Source organism: Tatumella sp. UBA2305, assembly GCF_002345795.1.
GTDB classification, from domain to species: domain Bacteria; phylum Pseudomonadota; class Gammaproteobacteria; order Enterobacterales; family Enterobacteriaceae; genus Tatumella; species Tatumella morbirosei.
In genome coordinates this window covers 16,917-38,020 of the sequence record NZ_DDVT01000020.1, presented here as the reverse complement: position 1 = coordinate 38,020, position 21,104 = coordinate 16,917, and the positions used below count along the sequence as shown (strand labels likewise).

Below are 21,104 nucleotides of genomic sequence, written 5' to 3'. Positions count from 1 at the left end.
GTCGCTATTTTTGTGCAATTAGTGCTCAGCCACAAGCTGCTGAAAACTCAGAATCCTGTGGCTGTAAGGGGCGGGATTACTGACGGCTGGCGGCAGGTGCGTCAGGCAGCTGTGAACTATCCCAGCCTCCCCCCAGCGCCGCTATCAGCGCCACACTGGTCACCCACTGAGTACTCTGCAGTGAAAGCAGGCTCTGGCGGGAGCTGAGACTGGTATTTTCGGTGGTCGCGACATCCAGATAATCGATCATTCCGGCATCGTACTGATTACGGGTGACCCTGGCAGATTCAATCGCTGCGGTGGTGGCTTCCTGCTGAGCCGCAATCTCTTGCTGCAGGGTATTCAGTTCCACCAGATCATCCTCAACCCCCTGAATAGCCGTCAGAACTGTCTGGCGATAGGTAGCAACACTGGCATCATACGAAGCCCTTGCCTGATTCACTTCGGCAGAGGTGGCACCGAAGTCCAGTACCGTGCCGCTAAGCTCAGGTCCCAGTGACCAGACCCGTTGCGGGAGCGAGAATAAATTGTGCAACACAGATGAACTGAATCCGCCGCTGGCACTGATGCTCAGATCAGGGAAGTAACCGGCAATGGCCACCCCCACCGCCGCATTGGCCGCGGCCACATTACGTTCGGCGTAGGCGATATCCGGACGGCGTTGCAGCAGAGTGCCGGGAACGGCTGCCGGAATGGATGGCAGGGTTCCCTGCAAAGGTGCCACCGGCAACGAGAATTCGGAAGGTGTTTTACCCAGTAATAAGGCAATCGCATGTTCAAGCTGGGCACGCTGCCACTGATAATCCAGTGCCGTGGCGCGGGTACTTGCCAGTTGATTTTGCGCCTGCGCCAGCGTCGCTCTGTCCTCACTCCCGGCCTGGTATTTGTTATTAATCACTCTTAAATAGCCGCTATAGGCGTCGATACTCTGCTGGTAGAGCGCGATGCGCTGATCCATAAAGCGTAGCTGGAAATAGTCCTGCGCCAGTTCAGACTGAGCACTGAGGGTGGCATTCGCCAGCTCCGCCGCACTGGCCGATGCGGTGGCGCGGTTTTCTTCCAGGGTCCGCCGCAGCTTGCCCCACAGATCCAGTTCCCAGCTGGCAGACAGCTCTGCCGTATGGCTGTTGGAAATATTCTGCACCGGATTGCTGCCACTGCTGTGGCTGGCACTGCGGGTTGAACCGGCGCTGCCGGAAACGGTCGGGAACAGCGCGGCTTTCGACTGAGCGGCCAGCGCCTGAGCCTCCCGGTACTGCGCCAGATACATGGCGATGTTCTGGTTAGAAATCGCCACCTGTGGCATTAGCTGGTTCAGCACCGGATCATTGTAGACCCGCCACCATTCCCCTTTGGGAAGTGAGTCCCCGGGCCGTGCCTGTTGCCAGCCTTTCGCTTCTTTGTACTGAAGCGGAATATCCGCTGAAGGACGATGATAGTCCGGTCCCACCATACAACCACTGAGCAGTAATGCCAGACAGACCGGTGTCAGTTTTTTCGTGAATTTCATCAATCAGGATCCTGGGGCCCGGACACGGTGCCATTGTCGTTTAGTGGCCCGGCTTAACCGGTCCAGCCACAAATACACCACCGGGGTGGTAAAGAGAGTCAGTAACTGGCTGAGCGCCAGGCCACCGGCAATCGCCAGCCCTAACGGGCTGCGCAGATCGGCATCACCGCCGTGTCCCAGCGCCAGTGGCAGTGCGCCAAAGAATGCCGCCAGAGTCGTCATCATGATCGGTCTGAAACGGTGAATACAGGCCTGGGTAATCGCCTGTTGTGGCGTCAGACCCTGCCGGCGTTCAGCATCCAGCGCAAAGTCGATCATCATAATCGCGTTCTTTTTCACAATACCAATCAGCAGCACAATCCCAATCAGCGCGATCACCGTCAACTGTGTATTGGTCAGAATCAGCAGCAGCAAGGCCCCGACTCCGGCAGAAGGCAGCGTAGAGAGTATCGTCAGTGGATGGACATAACTTTCATACAACATCCCCAGCACGATATACACCGCCAGCAGTGCGGCGGCAATCAGCCACGGCATCGTCGCCGTCAGTTGGCTAAAGGCTTTCGCCGTGCCCTGGAAGCCGGCGGAGATAGTATCCGGCAGCGCAATCTTCGCCATCGCCTGGCTTATCAGTTGCTGCGCCTGTTCCAGCGAAACGCCATCCGCCAGGTTAAAGGCAATGGTACTGGTGGCTGACTGACCCTGATGCGCCACAGACAACGGAGCATTGCCACCTCTGAAGCTGGCAAAGGCGGAAAGCGGGATCCTGTCTCCGTTGTTATTAATCACATACAGATGCTGAAGTTCCGACGGATCCTGAGTATCACTGCTTTGCAGCATCATCACCACATGGTACTGATTCAACGTCTTATAGATGGTAGCAACCTGGCGCTGACTAAATGAGTTGTTCAGCAGGGTATCCAGCATATTCACGTTCACCCCTAACCGGGTGGCCCGGTCACGGTCGATATCAATCATCACTTCCTGGCCGCCGGTTTGTGAATCTGAATCGACACTGGTTAACTGCGGGATCGCCCTGAGTGCGGCCGCCACCTTCGGGGTCCAGACCCTTAACAGATCCAGATCATCGGCCTGCAAACTGAACTGATAGGTCGCGTTAGCACTGCGTCCGCCGACATGAATATCCTGGGCTGCCATCAGGAACATCTGCGCGCCCGCCACTTGGCTACCTTTCATCGTCAGCCGGTTAGCGATTTCGGTGGCGGTTGCAGAGCGCTGACTAAAGTCCTTCAGGCGAATAAAGAACAGTGCTGAGTTACGGGAACCGAACATGCCGCCCCCCATTGATGACATCACCGAATCTACCGCCGGGTCGGAACGTATAATCTGGGTAAACTGCTTCACTTTGGGCAGCATCGCCTGGAATGAAATATTCTGATCCGCACGCACGGCCCCAACCAGCAATCCGGTATCCTGATTCGGGAAGAAGCCCTTCTGTACCACGGAATAGAGGAACAGATTCAGCAGGATGGTCAGCAGCAGGCTGAACATCGTCAGTTTCTGGTGTGCCATCACCCAGCTCAGCCCATGGGTATAGGCAGTTAACAGGCGATTTAGCTGAGTTTCTATCCAGCGGAACAGCGGATGGGGACGTTTGCTGACTGGTGAGTGGCGTTTCAACAGCCGCGCACACAACATCGGGGTCAGACTCAACGACACCACCATCGAGATGACCAGCGAAATGGTCAGAGTGACCGCAAACTCCCGGAACAAACGGCCGACGATGCTGCCCATCAGCAGGATCGGGATAAATACCGCAATCAGAGAGACGGTCATCGACAGTACGGTAAAGCTCACCTCTCTGGCACCCCGCACTGACGCCCGCACCGGCCCCAGCCCGGATTCAATATGGCGCATGATATTTTCCAGCACCACAATGGCATCATCGACTACAAACCCGGTGGCAATAATCAGTGCCATCAGCGACAGGTTATCCAGGCTGTACCCCAGCAGGTACATCACCATACAGGTGCCAATCAGCGACACCGGCAGTGCGACTGCCGGGATCAGTACCGCCTGCCAGTTACGCAGGAACACAAATACCACGGCAATCACCAGTAACACGGCGACCAGCAGCGTTTCTTCGGTGTCATAGAGTGATGCGCGTACCAGCGGCGAACGGTCCACCACCAGTTTCAGGGCGGTGTCGGCCGGAATACTGGCTCTTAATGCCGGCAGCTGGGCTTTAATCGCATCAATGGTTTGCAGCATGTTGGCCCCGGCCTGCCGGGTTACCCCCAGCATCACCGCCGGACTCCCGTTCAGGAAACCGGCATTGTATTTATCCTGCACATTGTCATACACCGTCGCCACATCGCTGAGTCGCACGGCATTACCATTCTGATACACCACAATCAGATGACGGTAGTAAGCAGCACTCTCCAGCTGGCTGTTGCTGTCGATAGACCAGGAGAGTTTGTCCCCTTGCAAAAAGCCTTTTGGCCGGTTAGAGGTACTGTCAGCCACTGCCTGACGTACCGTATCCAGAGAGATACCATACTGGGTCAGTTTCGCCGGTTGCAGGTCGATACGCACTGCCGGTAACGCACTGCCAAACAGGCTGACGGCCCCGACCCCGTTGACCTGCGCCAGTACCTGCTCTACTTTACTTTCGGCAATATCATACAACTCACCCGCCGTCCGGTTCGGCGATGTCAGCGCCAGCATGACTATCGGCGCGTCTGACGGGTTGGCTTTACGGTAGGTGGGTAACGACGGCATACTGCTAGGCAACAGGCTGCGGGCAGCATTGATGGCCGCCTGCACATCGCGGGCGGCGCCGTTGATATCGCGGCTCAGATCAAACTGCAAAATAATGGTGGTGGAGCTTTGCGAACTGCTGGAGGTCATTTCGCTGACCCCGGCAATTTCCCCCAGCGAACGCTCCAGCGGAGTAGCAACGGTCGCTGCCATGGTTTCCGGACTGGCGCCAGGCAGGCTGGCACTGACCATAATCGTCGGGAAGTCCACCTGCGGTAACGGGGCCACCGGCAGTAGCCGGTAACCCAGAGCACCCAACAGCAGTATGGCCATGGTCAGCAACAGAGTGGCAACCGGCCGGAAAATAAACAGCCGGGTGATATTCATGAGGCCCCCCGTGGGTTGCGTTTACGTTTCAGGTAACGCTTACCACGCTGAGAAATCCCGTCGAACCACAGATAGATCACCGGGGTGGAGAACAGGGTCAGCACCTGGCTGACAATCAGTCCGCCCACAATCACCAGCCCGAGCGGTGCACGTAATTCCGATCCAGACCCGGTCGCCAGCATCAACGGCAATGCACCCAGCAACGCCGCCATGGTGGTCATCAGAATCGGCCGGAAACGTAACAGGCACGCCTGATGGATAGCCTCACGGGGGGACATATGCTGTTTATTTTCGGCTTCCAGGGCGAAGTCGATCATCATGATCGCATTCTTTTTCACGATGCCGATGAGCAGGATCACCCCGATCAGTGCAATCAGGCTGAACTCATTACCTGTCAGCAACAGGGCCAGCAATGCCCCGATAGCCGCCGAGGGCAGAGTCGACAGAATCGTCACCGGGTGGATAAAGCTCTCATAGAGGATCCCGAGCACCAGATACATGGTCAGCAGTGCGGCCAGGATCAGCCACAGCGTATTGCCGGTCGCCGCCTGGAACGCCGAGGCTTCCCCCTGGTATGCCATGGTAATTGATGCAGGCATCGATAGTTGTTTGCTGACTTCACTAATCGCCTGCTGTGCCTGCTCAAGGGAATAGCCCTGATTAAGATTAAACGACACCATCACCGCCGGATACTGATTAAGCCGCATATTCATCAGTGAACCCAGGCGCTGATGGATAGTGGCTATCGAGGTAAGTTTCACCATGCCGGTGGTGGTGGTGGTACCAGAAGAGCTACTGGGACTGTCAGTGGTGGAGGTGGACGAACTGCTGTCTGCGGCAGAGCTGCTCTTCACCGAAGACTGCAGGTAGATATCGTTCAGTGACTGCGGACTTTGCTGGTATTGCGGTGCCACTTCCAGAACCACCCGATACTGGTTAGCCTGGGTAAAGATGGTCGATACCAGCCGCTGACCGAAAGCGTTATACAGGGCGGTATCGACATCGGAGGCGGTAATCCCCAGACGGGCTGCTTTATCGCGGTCCAGATCGACATAAGCTATCCTCCCCTGATCCTGCAGGTTACTGACCACACTGTTAAATTCCGGATATTTTGCCAGGGCTGCGATCAGTTTCGGGGTGTAGTTCACCAGATCTTCACTGTCCAGCGAGGCCAGCGTGAACTGATACTGGCTCGGGGTGACCTGATCGTCAACCGTCAGATCCTGCGCCTGTTGCATATACAGCTTAATTCCCGGTACCTTCAGCGCAGCCTGCTGTAGCTGTTTAACGATTTCCGCCCCGCTATCGCTGCGTTCAGAGAAGGGTTTCAGGTTAATCTGCAACCGGCCACTGTTAAGACTGGTATTGGAACCATCAATCCCGATAGTCGATGTCAGCGACTCCACCGACGGGTTTTGCAGTACCACATCCGCCAGTTGCTGCTGACGCCGGGACATTTCCTGGAATGAGATATCCTGAGACGCAATCGTGGCACCCTGAATCAGCCCGGTATCCTGTGGCGGGAAGAAACCTTTCGGAACTGCCAGATAGAGTAGTGCCGTCAGTGCAAAGGTCGCCAGTGCCACCAGCAGGGTTATTTTCTGATGGTTAAGCACAACCGTCAGCAGACGATCATAGCCACGGATAATCCGGTCAAACACCTCCTCCCCTTTGCGGGAGAAGCGCGACTGTTTCTCTTTCGGAATATGGCGTAACAGATAAGCACTGAGCATGGGGGTCAGCGTAAGCGAGACCACCAGCGACACCAGTATTGAAACTGCCAGGGTAATCGCAAATTCGCGGAACAATCTGCCGACCACATCTCCCATAAATAATAACGGGATCAGAACCGCAATCAGCGAGAATGTCAGGGATATCAGGGTGAAACCGATTTGCTGCGACCCCTTCAGGGCCGCCTGCATCGGCGATTCCCCCTCTTCCAGCCGACGCGAGATATTTTCTACCACCACGATGGCATCATCGATAACAAAACCGGTGGCAATGGTCAGCGCCATCAGTGACAGGTTATTCAGGCTGAAATCCAGCAGATACATCACCCCAAAGGTACCCACCAGTGACAGCGGCACCGCAACACTCGGGATCAGGGTTGCCGCAATATTACGCAGGAACAGGAAGGTCACCATCACTACCAGCGCCACCGACAATAACAGTTCGAACTGCACATCCTCTATCGAGGCACGGATAGTCTGGGTACGGTCAGAAACCACCGTCAGTTTGACCCCGTCCGGTAAGGTTGCCTGCAATTTTGGCAACTGCGCTTTAATACCATCCACCACCTGGATAACGTTGGCCCCGGGCTGGCGCTGCACGCTGATAATGATGGCCGGTTTCTTATTGGCCCACGCGGACTGGAAACGGTTTTCTGCCCCCTGAGTGATGGTGGCAATATCTTTCAGGCGTAAAGCTGAACCGTTCTGCCAGGTGAGGATCAGATTACCGTACTCTTCCGGTGTTTTTAGCTGGTCATTGGCATCAATGGTGACCGAATGGTATTTACCGTCAAATCCGCCTTTTGAACCATTGACGTTACTGTTGGAGATCAGGGTATTCACGTCCTCCAGGGTCAGGTTATGGGCGGCCAGCGCCTGCGGATTGAGTTGGACGCGAATAGCCGGCTGATTCCCACCGGCCAGGGTCACCATCCCTACCCCGCTGATTTGTGACAGTTTCAGGGCGACCCGGGTGTTCACCAAATCCTGAATACGGGTCAGCGGCAGGTTATCGGAGGTCGCCGACAGGGTAATCACTGCGGTATCGGCCGGGTTGACCTTTTTGTAGGTTGGCGGATTCGGCAGATCATCCGGCAACAGGCTGGTTGCCGTATTAATCGCTGCCTGAACTTCCTGTTCGGCGACATCCAGCGAGAGATTCAGATCGAAACGCAGGGTAATGATGGAAGATCCACCGGAGCTGTCAGAGGTCATCTGACTTAAGCCCGCCATTTCTCCCAGATTACGTTCCAGCGGTGAGGTCACCGAGGTTGACATAACATCGGGACTGGCACCGGGATAGAGCGTGGTGACCTGAATAGTCGGGTAATCAACCTCCGGCAGTGCTGACACCGACAAAAAGCGGTAAGCGAAGATACCTGATAACAAAATTCCCACCATCAGCAGGATGGTGGCGACAGGGCGCTGAATAAATAGCCGGGACGGATTCATTACTGACTTGCCTGCGTACTGTCTTTATTTTCAGCGGCCGCTGCAGAGGCGGCACTGTCGGTCGTGGTACTGTTGACTGTAGTGTCTGTGGCGACTGACACTTTCGCGCCAGTGGTCAGACGATCGATGCCATCGGTCACCAGCCGGTCCCCCGGATTCACCCCGCTCAGCACCACCTGCTTATCGGTACCATAGACCGGACCGGGGGTGATTTGTTTGCGGGTCACCGTGTTGTCGGCGTTAATCACAAACACAAAGCTGCCATCGCTGCTTAACTGCACGGCCTGTACCGGCACCACCGTGGCATTTTTCAACAGACTGGTTTGCAGGCGCAGATTCACAAACTGGTTGGCATACAGGGCTTCATCCTGGTTAGCAAAGGTGGCTTTCATTTCGATGCTGCCGGTGCTGGTATCTATGCTGTTACTGATAAAGCGGACTTCACCCTGTGCCAGTACCGTGGTGTTGTTCTGATCAAAAGCGGTCGCCGGTAACGCTTCGCCATGATGCAGCGCTTTGATCAGGGTCGGGATATTGCTCTGCGGAACACTGAAGGTGACTGCCGCAGGCTGCATCTGGGTGATAGTCACAATACCGGTGGTGGATGAGCTCTGTACCATATTGCCGGGATCGATCAGCCGTAACCCCACCCGGCCACTGATCGGCGCGGTAATTCGTGCATAGCCGATGTTGACTTTGGCACTGTCAATCTGAGCCTGATCTTCTTTCACCGCACCCGCGTACTGGCCGGTGGTGGCTTCCTGAGTTTCAAGGTCCTGTCGGGAAAGTGAATCTTCGGCAAACAGTTTACGGTAACGGGCCAGGGTTAACCGTGCGCTGGTGAGTAATGCCTGGTTCTGAGCCAGCGCACCCTGGTACTGGGCCAGCGTCGCCTGATAAGTACGATCATCGATTTGTGCCAGCAACTGGCCGGCTTTGACCTTCTGACCTTCGGTGAAATAGACTTTCTCTAACTGTCCGTCGACCCGGCTGGTCACGGTGACACTGGCATTCGGGATCACGGTGCCGGGTGCACTCAGGTAGACCGGGACATCGGCCTGGCTGGCAACGCCGGCATGCACGATGGATGCCGCCCCGCCACCTGCCATCCCGCCCCAACGACCGCCGCCACGGTTACCCTGATGCTTTTGCGTTTCTCCACCACGGCCATGGCCGCCGGGACCACCAGGGCCGGCAAAGCCCCCCGCCGAACCGCCGGAAAACCACACCCGCCAGACGACTCCGCCAATAATCGCACACAGGATCACTAACAACAGCCATCTCAGCCAGTGAGTTCGAACAGGTTTCTTTTGGTTATTAGTCATCAGATTTCGTGATTATCAGAGAAAGTGAATACACCAGACAGAAGTCATCTTTCTGCGGTGATATGAAATTACATCCTGACTATTATTGACAACAGAGCCGCTATATTTCCACCGTCAAAACGTAAGAATTTCGTTAAGCCCTGTCGGTCCTGACAGGTAAAGCGCTTCAAAATATAATGTAAGGGGGGTGAAACGGCCAATGACAATGACGGATTATTCTCACTGGCAACCGGAGTGGGCGGCCAGCCGCAGGATTCAACAGCGCAGACAGCGCCGGGAACATCTCGTCCCACAACACCGCCTGCGGTACGCCGTGGATTTAATCGGCGGGAGTTGAAGTATCCGTGCCCGGTGGCAGGCTGGCATTGGTACTGTAAAGTGCATCCGGCGGCACATTCAGATACTTCAGCACCGGGCCGATAATATTACCGAAAATCGGCGCGGCCACCGTGCCCCCGAAGTGAGTACCTGCTGTCGGGTGGTTCACCATGATGACTAACGCCACCACCGGGTGACTGGCGGGAGCGACCCCGGCAGTATAGTTAATATAGCCGCCATCATACTTACCATTACTGCCCATTTTTTCGGCGGTACCGGTTTTAATCGCCAGACGATAGCCCGGTACGGCGGCACGAACCCCTGAACCGCCAGGCAATGCATCACTTTCCATCATATGCACCACACTGCGGACCACATCTTCATCGGCGACCCGGGTCCCTTCCACCGGCGGGGTAACCTTGGTGATTGATAACGGGCGATAAATACCGAATGAACCCAGAGTGGCGTATTCACGGGCAATCTGCAGCGGGGTCAGACGTAATCCATAACCAAACGCAAATGTCGCCCGTTCGATATCCGCCCAGCGCTGGCGGTGCAGCGGGAAGTAACCGGTGCTTTCCCCGGTCAGCCCCAGATCGGTTGGCCTGCCTAACCCAAAGGAACGGTAAGTATTCACCAACACTTCTGCCGGCATCGCCAGCGCAATGTGGGATACCCCGATATCACTCGACTTCTGCAATATGCCGGTCATGGTCAGCCGCGGCCAGTGTCCGACGTCACGAATCAGATGGCCATTCACCGTATAAGGGGTGGTATCAATCACCGAATCAGGACGGACCAGATGTCGCTGCAATCCTTCCATCACCACCAGCGGTTTAACGGTAGATCCTGGCTCAAAGCTGTCGTTAATCGCGACATTACGCATCTGTGTCGGAGTGGCATCATCATAATTATTCGGGTTGTACGAAGGATAAGAGGCCATGCCGAGGATTTCCCCGGTGTCTACCCGCACCATCACCGCGGCACCTGAGTCTGCTTTATTGAGTAACACGCCGTCACGCAGCTTACTGTACATGGTGTACTGGATAAACTTATCGATGCTCAGTTGTACCGTCGGCGGCTGGGTGGGTGGCTGGTAACTGATCATCGAAATAATATTGCCGTGGCCATCCTGGCGGTATTTCTCTTTCCCCGGTTCACCCTGCAAAATTTTGTCGAAACTCTTCTCGATACCGTTCAGACCACTGTTATCCGCACCGACAATGCCAATCAGCGGGGCTGCCGCATCACCCATCGGATAAAAACGGCTGTCATCATAAACCGAAGAGATCCCGGTCAGATGCAGTTGACTGATGTCTTTGGCGATACCCAGTTCGATTTTCCGGCCCAGATAGAGGAAACGTTTTTTCGGACTGGCGGTGATTTGCGCCGCCAGCTGCTCCGGACGCATATCCAGTGCCGCCGCCAGATAGGCCCATTTCGGGTCGTAAAAATTGGGGTTTCCTTCCAGCACCTTGAGTGGATCGGCAATAATATCCCGCGACGGCACACTCAGTGCCAGGGTATCGCCGTTTCTGTCCAGCAGGGTGCCACGGTTGGTTGGCAACACGACTTCACGTAACGAACGCTGGTCAGCTTCTTTTTCCAGCATTGGATGATCCAGTAACTGCAAATCACCTACCCGCAGCACCAGAAATACCAGGCAACTTACGACACCAAGACATACCAGGCGAAAACGAAAAGGGTTAAACGTTGATTTGATCTGGTCTTTTCCCAGTATCTTCTTTATCCGGGGCATAACATTCCGCTGAATTATGAATAATAAGGCGTATTAACACAGTCTTATAATGAATTTACCCGCAGGATCACAGCGAAAGTGTGTATCAGTTGGTAATCTTTAATGAGAGTGAACATTGATAGCATATCAGGGCAACGGAAGAAATGAGAAACCGAAGGCAAAAAAAACCTGCGCTTCAGCGCAGGTTGGTGTAATCAAAACTTTTGATGTTCACCCATCAATACCTCTGGGACCTTCAATCTACCAGGTTTCCACTGTTTCTCTCTACAACATAAACGCAACAGTTGTCCGCAAAATGTAAGCAGCTATTTAGAGATTAACGCTTCAAATACATTGAACTATCTCCACACTCGCTTATCCCCTGCAGATTGCCGGGACTGCCCTTTGAGCGCAGAGGCCTCCCCGAATCGCTGTCATTATTCTGAAAAACCTGACTATTTTAATCAAATTTGCGGGTTAGCCGACATTTTCTCAGCTTGCAGTTCGTCGGCTTTTCCGTAACACTGGTCCAATGTGTAAACGTTTTCCCGGAATCCCATCATGGCAACGATAAAGGATGTCGCCAGACTCGCCGGCGTCTCAGTCGCCACTGTTTCCCGCGTGCTCAACCATTCGCCGAAAGCCAGTGAAGCTTCACGCCAGGCAGTGCAGGAGGCGATGCAGGAACTGCATTATCAGCCCAACGCCAATGCCCGTGCACTGGCCCAACAAACCACGGCGACCATTGGTCTTATCGTGGCAGATGTGGCGGATCCCTTCTTTGGGGCGATGGTAAAAGCGGTGGATGAAGTCGCCAGCCAGACCAATAACTTCCTGCTGATTGGGAATGGCTATCACGATGAACATCAGGAGCGGCTGGCCATTCAGCAACTGATCCGCCATCAGTGCGAAGCTCTGGTGCTGCATGTCAAAAAAATACCGGATGATGAACTGTCGGAATTAATGCGCTATATCCCGGGGATTGTGCTGATTAACCGCACCCTGCCGGGCTTCGAACACCGTTGCATTGCGCTGGATGATAATTACGGAGGCTGGCTGGCCACCCGCCATCTGATTCAGCAGGGACATGAAAATATTGCGTTTATCTGCTCTGACCACGCAATTTCAGATGCCAGTGACCGGCTGGCGGGTTATTACCGCGCTCTGAGCGATCATCAGCTTCCGGCCAACCGGCAACTGGTCGCCTTCGGCGATCCGGACGAAACCGGGGGCGAGCAGGCCATGATCAGTCTGCTGGCCCAGGGCAAGGACTTTAGCGCAGTCGCCTGTTATAACGACTCCATGGCGGCAGGGGCGCTGGCGGCGCTCAATGACAACAGCATTCAGGTACCACAGCAGATGTCACTGATGGGTTTTGATGATGTGCTGGTTTCCCGATACCTGCGGCCTCGTCTTACCACTATCCGGTATCCGGTCGTCACTATGGCCCAACAGGCGGCTGCACTGGCGCTGGCATTATCGAAGAACGAACCCGCTCCGCCGGTCACCCATCTGTTCCACCCTACCCTGGTGATCCGCCATTCGGTCGCCAGATATAACGATCAGCCGGGCTAAACCGCCCGGCGGCCTGCCATTACAGGGGGGTCTCTGACTCCAGTGCCAGCAACTCACCGATGGTCTGGGCGCGACGAATTTCACGCGGCTGCCCTTCGGTAAACAATACTTCGGGGATCAGTGGCCGGCTGTTGTAGTTTGACGACATGGATGCGCCATAAGCCCCGGTATCATGAAATACCAGATAATCGCCAACGCTGACCCGGGGCAGTGCACGAGGTTCCACCATCCCCCCTTCCAGCTGGGTAAACACATCCCCGGACTCACACAACGGGCCGGCCACCACGGAATCAAAGGTCACGCTGCTGTCAGCCTGACATCCGTCGGCGGGCATCACCGAAATTTCATGATAACTGCCGTACATCGACGGACGCATCAGGTCACTGAACCCGGCATCCACCAGCACAAAGTGGCGACTTCCCATCGGTTTAACCGCACGGACCTGGCTGACCAACACCCCGGACTGGGCCACCAGAAAACGTCCCGGCTCAATTTCCAGGGTAACCGGATGCCCCAGATGATCGGCAATTCGCTGACGCGCCCCGTTCCACAGGGTGTAATAGTGCGTCGGATCGATTTCTGCTTCCGCATAACGGTAAGGGATGGATAATCCTCCCCCGGCAGAAATGGCCGGAACATCGGCTCCACTGCTAATCACCTGATCGACCATTGCATCACATACCTGTTGCAGATGCTGATAATCGACTCCCGACCCGATATGCATATGCAGACCCGCCAGCGTCAGTCCTTTGTCACGGACCACCTGTAAGGCCTCATTCAGTGCCAGATACCAGATACCGTGCTTACTGTTTTCGCCGCCGGTATTGGTTTTCTGACTGTGCCCATGACCAAATCCCGGGTTAATGCGCAGCCATACCGGATGACCGGCAGACACTTCCGCCAACTGATGTAACATATCTATCGAACCGGCATTCACCGGAATTTTCAGTTCAGCCACCCGGTGTAATACCGCATTATCCAGCACATCGGCAGTGAATACGATATCGTCCCCTCCGGCCGGATAACCGGCGACTAACGCCCGTTCAATTTCTCCCAGCGAAACCGAATCCACTTTAACGCCGGCGGCACGCATCAGCCGTAAAATATGAATATTTGAGCAGGCTTTCTGGGCAAAACGGATCACGTCAAAGTCACGAAGCTTTTCAATCTGCCGGCGGATCACTTCGCCATCATAGGCCCAGAATGGCCCCTGATAACGCTGTGCCAGAGGCAGCAGGTTTTGCTGGTTGAGAGCGGTTTCGGTGGTGGTTAACGGGCGTGGCATAATTTTTATTCTCCTGTGCTGATAGTCACAGTAAGCCACAGTCTGACCATATTGAAAAATATCATTTCATCTGATATCTATTTACTTCTGATATGGGCTACCTCAGTGCTCTGCCCTCTGGCCGCCCCCTGACCTGTTCTCAACTAAGGAACCCTCCGTTGCGTACACAGAAGAAATGTATGGGCTATGTGGCGATTGTAGTCGACGATTACGACCGCGCGATTGACTACTATACTCACAGCCTGGGTTTTACTCTGGTGGAAGATACTCCGCAACCCGGCAAACGCTGGGTGGTGGTGACCCCTAACCCGGACAGCGATTGCAATCTGTTGCTTGCCCGCGCGTCTGAGCCGCGACAAACTGAATTTATCGGGAACCAGTGCGGTGGCAGAGTGTTTCTGTTTCTGCAGACCGATGACTTCTGGCGTGACTACCATAAGATGTTAAAAGCCGGTGTTCAGTTTTGCGAAGACCCGCGCGAAGAAGAGTACGGCACCGTGGTGGTATTTGAAGATTTGTACGGTAACCGCTGGGATCTCTACCAGAATCGTCAGAGCTGAACCGTACACCGGCAGAGGCTTTCCTGTGAAAGAAACGGAGATTAACTTATGAAACACGCAGTTATCCTGGCAGTCAGTCTGTTCTGTTCGGCCGGCGCCCTGGCCGCCGCCAGTCAGCCTTTTCCACCGCCATCAGACACCAGCCCGGCGCGGAACCTGCAACAGGAAAACCAGAATCTGAAGCTGGTTTACCAGTTCTATCAGGATTTTTTTAACCAGCATAATTTACAGGCTGCGGACCGTGACTTATCGCCGGGATATAAACAACATAATCCGCATGTTCCTGACGGGCGTGCCCCATTTGTCAGTTATTTCGCCGGATATTTCAAGGCGAATCCGCAGGCCCATTCTGAAATCACCCAGTACGGTACCTACGGTGACCGGGTATTCCTGCGGGTTCATTCGGTAAAAAATGCTGACGACCGTGGCCGTGCCATTGTCGATATCTTCCGGGTGGAACACGGCAAAATTGTCGAGCACTGGGACTCGGTCCAGGATGTCCCGGCGACTTCGGCCAACACTAACACCATGTTCTGAGCCACCTCTGCTCCTGCCCTGCCCCGCGTCAGCGGGGCATTTTTGGTATTCTGAGTTATGCAAAAAATACACTGGCGTCAGATTGAGATCTTCCACGCCATCATGACCCGTGGCAACCTCACCCAGGCGGCTGAGTTCCTTCATACTTCTCAGCCCACCCTCAGCCGCGAACTGGCCCGTTTTGAACAACAACTGTCCGTCAGCCTGTTTAGCCGGGTACGTGGACGGCTGCAACCGACAGTACAAGGGTTACGACTTTTCGAAGAGGTTGAACGCAGCTGGTATGGTATGGAACGGATACGTGAAGTGGCCGAAGGATTAAGGGATTTTCACCAGGCAGAGCTCTCGGTGGCCTGCCTGCCTGCCTTCTCCCAGTCTCTGTTACCGGCACTTTGCCAGCCGTTTCTGGAACTCTATCCGACGGTGAGTATGAATATTATTCCCCGTGAATCGCCGTTACTTGAGGAGTGGCTCTCTGCCCAACGCTATGACCTGGGAATGACCGAAACCCACAGCGTCCCCGCCGGCACCGAGCGGCTACCGCTACTGACCGTTGATGAAGTTTGTGTATTGCCGGAACAGCATCCGCTGGCCTCCCGACAACAACTGACGCCAGCCGATTTTGCCGGATTGCCCTTTATCAGCCTGGCTAAAGACGACAGTTACCGGCAGTTACTGGATAATCTGTTCCGCGAACAGCAAGTCAGCCGGATGCTGCGCATGGAGACGCACAGTGCGGCATCGGTGTGTGCCATGGTGAAAGCGGGGGTTGGGGTTTCGATTATTAATCCGCTGACGGCGCTGGATTACGCCGGACGTGGGGTGGTAATGCGACGTTTCAGTATCAGTGTCCCGTTTACCGTCAGTCTGATCCGGCCATTACACCGGCCAGCATCCGCGCTGACCGGGGCATTTATTCGTCACCTGCAACAACAGGCCGGACAATTTGTCCGGCAGATTGAACATCAGCTACTGCCGGCTGGCAGTAGCTGACGCAAGTGGGTTACTGCTGGCGCAGTTCCCGTGCCGGTGCATGTGACCCGCCACGGAAGATAAGCAGCGCAACCAGTAAGCCGACAACCGCCAGTGCTGCCGCGGTGACAGGCACAAAGGTCAGCCCCAGGCCACGGCCAATCACCAGACCGCCCAGCCATGCCCCAATGGCATTCCCCAGGTTAAAGGCAGAAATGTTCAGGGTAGAGACCAGATGCGGGGCATCCTTACCATGGCGTACCACATTGATTTGTAACGCGGGTACGGTCGAGAACGTCGCCATCGACCAGATAAACAGGGTAATTTCAGCCAGCCAGATTTCGCTGCTGGTCCAGCGGAACACCAGCGAAAATACAGCAATCAGGGTGAAGCTTAACAACAGGCTGAAAGAGACTTTCCAGTCCGCCAGCCGTCCGCCCAGGATATTGCCCAGCGTCAGGCCTGCCCCCATCAGGAACAGTGTCCAGCTGACCCCCTTGTCACTTATTCCGGTCACCTGCAACAGGAGCGGCGCGATATAGCTGAACAAGGCAAACATCGCTGCGGCAAAGAACACGGTCATCAGTAGCGATAACCAGAGTTTCCCATTGGCCAGCGCACTGATTTCGCTCATCAGATCGACCGGTTTTTCTTCATGGTTAACCGGCAGGCTCAGTGCCAGCCCGATAAAGGCCAGCACCCCAATGCCGCCTACCGCCCAGAAGGTGGCACGCCAGCCATACAGCTGGCCGAACCAGGTCCCGAGAGGAACGCCCAGAACGTTAGCCAGCGTCAGCCCCGTAAACATCAGCGCCACGGCTGAGGCCTGACGATTAGGGGCCACCAGGCTGGCCGCGACCACAGAACCGATACCAAAAAATGCGCCATGACAGAGCGCGGTCACGATTCTGGCCAGCATCAGCAGATGATAGTTGGGCGCCATAGCGCACATCAGATTACCGAGAATAAAAATCAGCATCAGCAGCAATAAGGTACGTTTACGGGGCAGACGCGCCGTCACTAACGCCATAATCGGCGCACCTATCGCCACCCCCAGCGCATAGCCACTGATAAGCCAGCCGGCTGACGGGATGGACACTTGCAGATTCCCTGCCACCTCGGGAAGTAATCCCATAATCACAAACTCAGTGGTTCCGATAGCAAACGCACTCAGTGCCAGTGCCAGTAGAGCTACGGGCATAAAGACTCCTGTAATAATTTTTAGAAACTACGATACCCGGCGACAGGTGCAGGTCCCCACCGGGTCAGACTGGATGATTGAATGTAACAGCACAGCTCACTTGTTAGTAAAGCACAGCTCAGCCGTGGGTCAAACTACTATGACTGCAATTCATAATTGCGTTAACCGCAAAAGTGAAAACTGAGCCTGCGGATACAGAGTGTTTCACGGATAAGACCAAATACTGAAATATTTTACTGTTTATTCCGTCAGCCGGAGTTTTATTACTCAAAAATAAAAAAATAATTAATGGATCGGGTAAACAGCATCACTCACAAGCCGTCAATAATGAAAAATAAGAAACAGCAGGTATATTTTCCACATGTGATTTTCCGCACACTATAAATTAATCAGAACCTGTATAAACCCGATGGTGCATTATTTTCATTCAGGATGAATTTCACGTACTCAGGGAATGAATATGAAAAATATACTGCTTTGTTGTGCCGCAGGAATGTCCACCAGCATGCTGGTGAGCCGGATGCAGAAATATGCCGCAGACCAGGCGATTGATGTAGAAATCAATGCCATAAGTATCAATGAATTAGACTCTCACCTTACCAATACCGACTGCTGTCTGCTGGGACCACAGGTCAAATATAAACTGGCCGAAGTGCAGCAAAAACTGGCTCCACTGAATATTCCGGTTGCCGTTATCGATATCCGGGATTATGGCATGATGCGCGGCGATAAAGTGCTGGAATCGGCTTTGGCAATGTAATCCCGGAGGGAATATGGATATTAACCGCATGTTTTCTTCGCTGGAGCAGGTAATGTTACCGGTTGCCGCCAAAATATCCTCTCAGCGGCATATTATGGCCATCCGCGACGGGTTTATCGCGGTGATGCCATTTATGATTATCGGTTCTTTTATACTGATATTTGCTTACCCGCCCTTTTCTGAAGATAACCAGTTTTTTATTGCCCGTGGCTGGCTATATATCGCTGCGGAATACAAACAGCAACTCCTCACCCCCTATAATATGACCATGGGGATTATGTCGGTATATATCTGCCCGGCCATCAGTTACTGCCTGGCGCGGCACTACCGGCTGGAGGGGCTGAATACCGCCTTACTGGCACTGGTGGCCTTTTTACTAATCTGCTGCCCGCTGAATAATGGCACCATGGAGAGCAGCTATCTGGGAGGCTCCGGAATTTTCACCGCCATCATTGTCGCGGTACTCGTCTGTGAACTGTCACACGTTTTACACCAGAAAAACATCGGAATCCGCCTGCCTGAGCAGGTGCCGGATAATATCCGCAAATCATTTAATCAGTTAATTCCTTTGTCCCTGGTGCTGTTAATCCTGTTTCCGGTCAGCCTGGCCGTACAGTCACTCAGCGGCATGCTGATTCCGCAGGCCATTATGGCGCTGTTCAGCCCGTTATTATCCGCCTCAGACTCATTACCGGCGGTGATCATCGCGGTGATTATTTGCCATGTGCTGTGGTTTGCAGGGATTCATGGCGCGACCATTGTCAGCGGCTTCTTACAGGCATTCTGGCTGACGAATCTTGGGATTAACCAGAGCAAACTGGCCAGTGGCCTGCCGGCAGAACATATTTTTGTCGAACCCTTCTGGGCTTTCTTTATTACCCTGGGGGGTTCCGGGGCCACCCTCGGACTGGTGCTGCTCTATTTGCGCAGTAAATCTGCCCATCTGCGTTCTATCGGCAAAATATCGCTGGTTCCCTCGCTGTTTAACATCAATGAGCCGGTGATATTTGGTTCCCCGATTGTCATGAACACCTTGTTCTTTATCCCGTTTATCCTGACTCCGGTGGTAAATGCGGTACTGGCCTGGTTTGCGATTAAATATGGTCTGGTGGCGCATATTGTCTCACTGGCCCCCTGGACCTCGCCCGGCCCGATAGGTGCCGCCTGGGCGACCGGCTGGGATATTAATGCCGCGCTGCTGGTACTGGTGCTGGTATGCAGCTCGGCACTGATCTACTACCCGTTCTGCAAGCTTTATGAACGGAGTTTACTGGCCGAAGAACAAAACAGCGGAGTCTGATATGGATATCACCGAAGAAATGATGATCAACTTAATTCTGTGCGCCGGGGAGTCTAAATCCTTCGCCATGGAAGCGATTCAGGCGGCCCGTAGCGGCCAGTGGGAACAGGCTGCCGGTTGTCTGCAGAAGTCTACCCTGGCGGCCCGGCAGTGCCATAACAGCCAGACCCAACTGATAGGCCTGGATGAAGGCTGTGGCAAAATACCGGTCAGCCTGATTATGGTACACGCTCAGGATCACATCATGAATGCCATGCTGTGCAGAGAAATGGCGGAAGAGATTGTTGCGCTGTATCAGAAATTCAATTCACTCACCTCACAGAGAAAGGAAGCCGAATGAAAATAGTCACTATCGGGGGCGGTTCAAGCTATACCCCGGAGCTGATAGAAGGATTTATTCTCCGCAAAGATAAATTACCGATCAAAGAGATCTGGCTGGTTGATATTGAGGAAGGCAAAGAGAAGTTACAAATTGTCGGCGACATGGCCCGACGGATGATTGAATCTGCCGGACTGCCCTGGCAGGTGCGTCTGACGCTGGACCGCAAAGCCGCACTGAAAGATGCCGATTTTGTCACCACACAGTTCCGCGTCGGATTACTGGAAGCCCGGCTGAAAGATGAGTGTATTCCTTTAGCCCATGGTTACCTGGGTCAGGAGACCAATGGCGCAGGCGGAATTATGAAAGCGCTGCGCACCATTCCGGTGATCCTCGATATTATCAAAGATATGCGCCAGCAATGCCCAAATGCCTGGCTGGTTAACTTCACTAATCCGGCCGGTATGGTCACCGAAGCGGCTATCCGTTACGGTCAGTGGGAGAAAACTATCGGCCTGTGTAATGTGCCGTTCAGCCATATTGAGCAGGCAAAGACGCTGCTGAACCAACCGGAACAGTCATTGTTCTTTAAATTTGCCGGGCTGAATCACTTCCACTGGCACCGTGTATGGGATAAGCAGGGAACCGAGCGAACCGCCGGCCTGCTGGAAGCGATTTATGCACAACAACAGCAAAACGAAGGCCTGACCAATATTCATCAGATTCCGTTTAATGTTGAGCAGGTTCGCCATCTCGGTCTGCTGCCCTGTGGTTACCATCGCTATTATTATCTGGAACAACAGATGTTGGGGCATGCGGTTGAAGATTTCGAAAACTACGCCACCCGGGCCGAAGTGGTCAAAGCCACCGAAAGTCGTCTGTTTGAAATGTATAAAAATCCGGACCTGAAGGAAAAACCGCCGGAACTGGCACAGCGCGGTGGTGCTCATTACAGTGATGCGGCCTGTGACCTGATCGAATCGATTTACAACGACAGCCGGAAACTGATGGTGGTCAGCACCCGTAACAATGGTGCACTGGCAGACCTGCCTTATGATTGTATCGCGGAAGTCTCTGCCTATATTACCTCGCATGGTGCCGAGCCTCTGACATGGGGAACCCTGCCCCCTGCCGCACGCGGCATGGTACAACTGATGAAAGCCATGGAGCAGACGGTGATAGAAGCCGCGGTAACGGGTGACTACGGCGCGGCTCTGCATGCTTTCACTATCAATCCGTTGATCCGTGCCGGAGATACCGCCCGACAGGTGCTGGACCAGTTGTTATACGCCCATAAAAAATATCTGCCACAATTCGGCGATGCGATCGCCCGCATTGAAGCGACTCAGTCGGCAGATACCCGGTTTGTTGACGAATTACTGGCCGACCGTAAGAACCATCAGCAATAAGCAGCCCG

General features: G+C 54.3%; 15 protein-coding genes. 8 read left to right on the top strand and 7 right to left on the bottom strand.

Translation table 11 applies throughout. From position 1 onward, the window contains the following. Nucleotides 1-76: 76 nt before the first annotated feature. From B3Z23_RS12640 to B3Z23_RS12620, 5 genes are all read right to left on the bottom strand, one after another. Nucleotides 77-1,510, bottom strand: coding sequence for an efflux transporter outer membrane subunit (locus B3Z23_RS12640; protein ID WP_294910555.1), 1,434 nt, complete (start codon nucleotides 1,508-1,510; stop codon nucleotides 77-79). Between the two features lie 3 nt (nucleotides 1,511-1,513). After that, on the bottom strand, nucleotides 1,514-4,615 hold the full coding sequence (locus B3Z23_RS12635; protein ID WP_294910552.1) for an efflux RND transporter permease subunit: 3,102 nt from the start codon (nucleotides 4,613-4,615) through the stop codon (nucleotides 1,514-1,516). Then, complete coding sequence (locus B3Z23_RS12630) at nucleotides 4,612-7,797, bottom strand: efflux RND transporter permease subunit (protein ID WP_294910550.1); 3,186 nt, start codon at nucleotides 7,795-7,797, stop codon at nucleotides 4,612-4,614. The genes B3Z23_RS12635 and B3Z23_RS12630 overlap by 4 nt, the downstream gene beginning before the upstream one ends. Continuing rightward, on the bottom strand, nucleotides 7,797-9,122 hold the full coding sequence (locus B3Z23_RS12625; RefSeq protein WP_294910547.1) for an MdtA/MuxA family multidrug efflux RND transporter periplasmic adaptor subunit: 1,326 nt from the start codon (nucleotides 9,120-9,122) through the stop codon (nucleotides 7,797-7,799). The genes B3Z23_RS12630 and B3Z23_RS12625 overlap by 1 nt, the downstream gene beginning before the upstream one ends. A 319-nt stretch (nucleotides 9,123-9,441) precedes the next feature. After that, nucleotides 9,442-11,199, bottom strand: coding sequence for a penicillin-binding transpeptidase domain-containing protein (locus tag B3Z23_RS12620; RefSeq protein WP_294910545.1), 1,758 nt, complete (start codon nucleotides 11,197-11,199; stop codon nucleotides 9,442-9,444). A 540-nt stretch (nucleotides 11,200-11,739) separates the two neighbouring features. Between B3Z23_RS12620 and galR the strand changes: the two genes are divergently transcribed. After that, the gene (galR, locus tag B3Z23_RS12615; protein ID WP_294910543.1) at nucleotides 11,740-12,753 is read left to right on the top strand and encodes an HTH-type transcriptional regulator GalR; all 1,014 of its coding nucleotides are present in this window, start codon (nucleotides 11,740-11,742) and stop codon (nucleotides 12,751-12,753) included. Nucleotides 12,754-12,772: 19 nt separating this feature from the next. Here the strand turns inward: galR and lysA are convergent, their stop codons facing one another. Further along, nucleotides 12,773-14,038, bottom strand: coding sequence for a diaminopimelate decarboxylase (lysA, locus tag B3Z23_RS12610; RefSeq protein WP_294910539.1), 1,266 nt, complete (start codon nucleotides 14,036-14,038; stop codon nucleotides 12,773-12,775). Between the two features lie 158 nt (nucleotides 14,039-14,196). Between lysA and B3Z23_RS12605 the strand changes: the two genes are divergently transcribed. Genes B3Z23_RS12605 through B3Z23_RS12595 form a run of 3 tightly spaced genes read left to right on the top strand, consistent with a single transcriptional unit; the run spans nucleotide 14,197 to nucleotide 16,128 of the window. Then, complete coding sequence (locus B3Z23_RS12605) at nucleotides 14,197-14,598, top strand: VOC family protein (protein WP_294910536.1); 402 nt, start codon at nucleotides 14,197-14,199, stop codon at nucleotides 14,596-14,598. A 48-nt stretch (nucleotides 14,599-14,646) separates the two neighbouring features. Further along, nucleotides 14,647-15,135 carry a nuclear transport factor 2 family protein gene (locus B3Z23_RS12600; RefSeq protein ID WP_294910534.1) on the top strand — a complete coding sequence of 163 codons (489 nt, stop codon included), beginning with the start codon at nucleotides 14,647-14,649 and terminating at the stop codon, nucleotides 15,133-15,135. Nucleotides 15,136-15,192: 57 nt separating this feature from the next. Continuing rightward, nucleotides 15,193-16,128: a LysR family transcriptional regulator gene (locus B3Z23_RS12595; protein WP_294910531.1), complete on the top strand. Its 936-nt coding sequence runs from the start codon at nucleotides 15,193-15,195 to the stop codon at nucleotides 16,126-16,128. Between the two features lie 10 nt (nucleotides 16,129-16,138). Here the strand turns inward: B3Z23_RS12595 and B3Z23_RS12590 are convergent, their stop codons facing one another. After that, nucleotides 16,139-17,308: an MFS transporter gene (locus B3Z23_RS12590; RefSeq protein WP_294910529.1), complete on the bottom strand. Its 1,170-nt coding sequence runs from the start codon at nucleotides 17,306-17,308 to the stop codon at nucleotides 16,139-16,141. A gap of 460 nt (nucleotides 17,309-17,768) precedes the next feature. Between B3Z23_RS12590 and B3Z23_RS12585 the strand changes: the two genes are divergently transcribed. The 4 genes from B3Z23_RS12585 to B3Z23_RS12570 are packed head-to-tail and all read left to right on the top strand — an operon-like array spanning nucleotide 17,769 to nucleotide 21,096. Continuing rightward, complete coding sequence (locus tag B3Z23_RS12585) at nucleotides 17,769-18,068, top strand: PTS sugar transporter subunit IIB (protein WP_294910526.1); 300 nt, start codon at nucleotides 17,769-17,771, stop codon at nucleotides 18,066-18,068. Between the two features lie 13 nt (nucleotides 18,069-18,081). Further along, nucleotides 18,082-19,368 carry a PTS sugar transporter subunit IIC gene (locus B3Z23_RS12580; RefSeq protein WP_294910523.1) on the top strand — a complete coding sequence of 429 codons (1,287 nt, stop codon included), beginning with the start codon at nucleotides 18,082-18,084 and terminating at the stop codon, nucleotides 19,366-19,368. Between the two features lies 1 nt (nucleotide 19,369). Further along, nucleotides 19,370-19,708, top strand: coding sequence for a PTS lactose/cellobiose transporter subunit IIA (locus B3Z23_RS12575; RefSeq protein ID WP_294910520.1), 339 nt, complete (start codon nucleotides 19,370-19,372; stop codon nucleotides 19,706-19,708). Then, nucleotides 19,705-21,096 (top strand): 6-phospho-beta-glucosidase, encoded by a 1,392-nt coding sequence (locus tag B3Z23_RS12570; RefSeq protein WP_294910517.1) that lies wholly within the window; start codon nucleotides 19,705-19,707, stop codon nucleotides 21,094-21,096. Before B3Z23_RS12575 ends, B3Z23_RS12570 begins: the two co-directional genes overlap by 4 nt. Nucleotides 21,097-21,104 lie beyond the last annotated feature (8 nt).

What these genes read in the sequence shown, in the direction of transcription:
- B3Z23_RS12640 (WP_294910555.1), bottom strand. Translation starts at nt 1,510, where the DNA reads ATGAAATTCACGAAAAAACTGACACCGGTCTGTCTGGCATTACTGCTC.
- B3Z23_RS12635 (WP_294910552.1), bottom strand. Translation starts at nt 4,615, where the DNA reads ATGAATATCACCCGGCTGTTTATTTTCCGGCCGGTTGCCACTCTGTTG.
- B3Z23_RS12630 (WP_294910550.1), bottom strand. Translation starts at nt 7,797, where the DNA reads ATGAATCCGTCCCGGCTATTTATTCAGCGCCCTGTCGCCACCATCCTG.
- B3Z23_RS12625 (WP_294910547.1), bottom strand. Translation starts at nt 9,122, where the DNA reads ATGACTAATAACCAAAAGAAACCTGTTCGAACTCACTGGCTGAGATGG.
- B3Z23_RS12620 (WP_294910545.1), bottom strand. Translation starts at nt 11,199, where the DNA reads ATGCCCCGGATAAAGAAGATACTGGGAAAAGACCAGATCAAATCAACG.
- galR (WP_294910543.1), top strand. Translation starts at nt 11,740, where the DNA reads ATGGCAACGATAAAGGATGTCGCCAGACTCGCCGGCGTCTCAGTCGCC.
- lysA (WP_294910539.1), bottom strand. Translation starts at nt 14,038, where the DNA reads ATGCCACGCCCGTTAACCACCACCGAAACCGCTCTCAACCAGCAAAAC.
- B3Z23_RS12600 (WP_294910534.1), top strand. Translation starts at nt 14,647, where the DNA reads ATGAAACACGCAGTTATCCTGGCAGTCAGTCTGTTCTGTTCGGCCGGC.
- B3Z23_RS12595 (WP_294910531.1), top strand. Translation starts at nt 15,193, where the DNA reads ATGCAAAAAATACACTGGCGTCAGATTGAGATCTTCCACGCCATCATG.
- B3Z23_RS12590 (WP_294910529.1), bottom strand. Translation starts at nt 17,308, where the DNA reads ATGCCCGTAGCTCTACTGGCACTGGCACTGAGTGCGTTTGCTATCGGA.
- B3Z23_RS12585 (WP_294910526.1), top strand. Translation starts at nt 17,769, where the DNA reads ATGAAAAATATACTGCTTTGTTGTGCCGCAGGAATGTCCACCAGCATG.
- B3Z23_RS12580 (WP_294910523.1), top strand. Translation starts at nt 18,082, where the DNA reads ATGGATATTAACCGCATGTTTTCTTCGCTGGAGCAGGTAATGTTACCG.
- B3Z23_RS12575 (WP_294910520.1), top strand. Translation starts at nt 19,370, where the DNA reads ATGGATATCACCGAAGAAATGATGATCAACTTAATTCTGTGCGCCGGG.
- B3Z23_RS12570 (WP_294910517.1), top strand. Translation starts at nt 19,705, where the DNA reads ATGAAAATAGTCACTATCGGGGGCGGTTCAAGCTATACCCCGGAGCTG.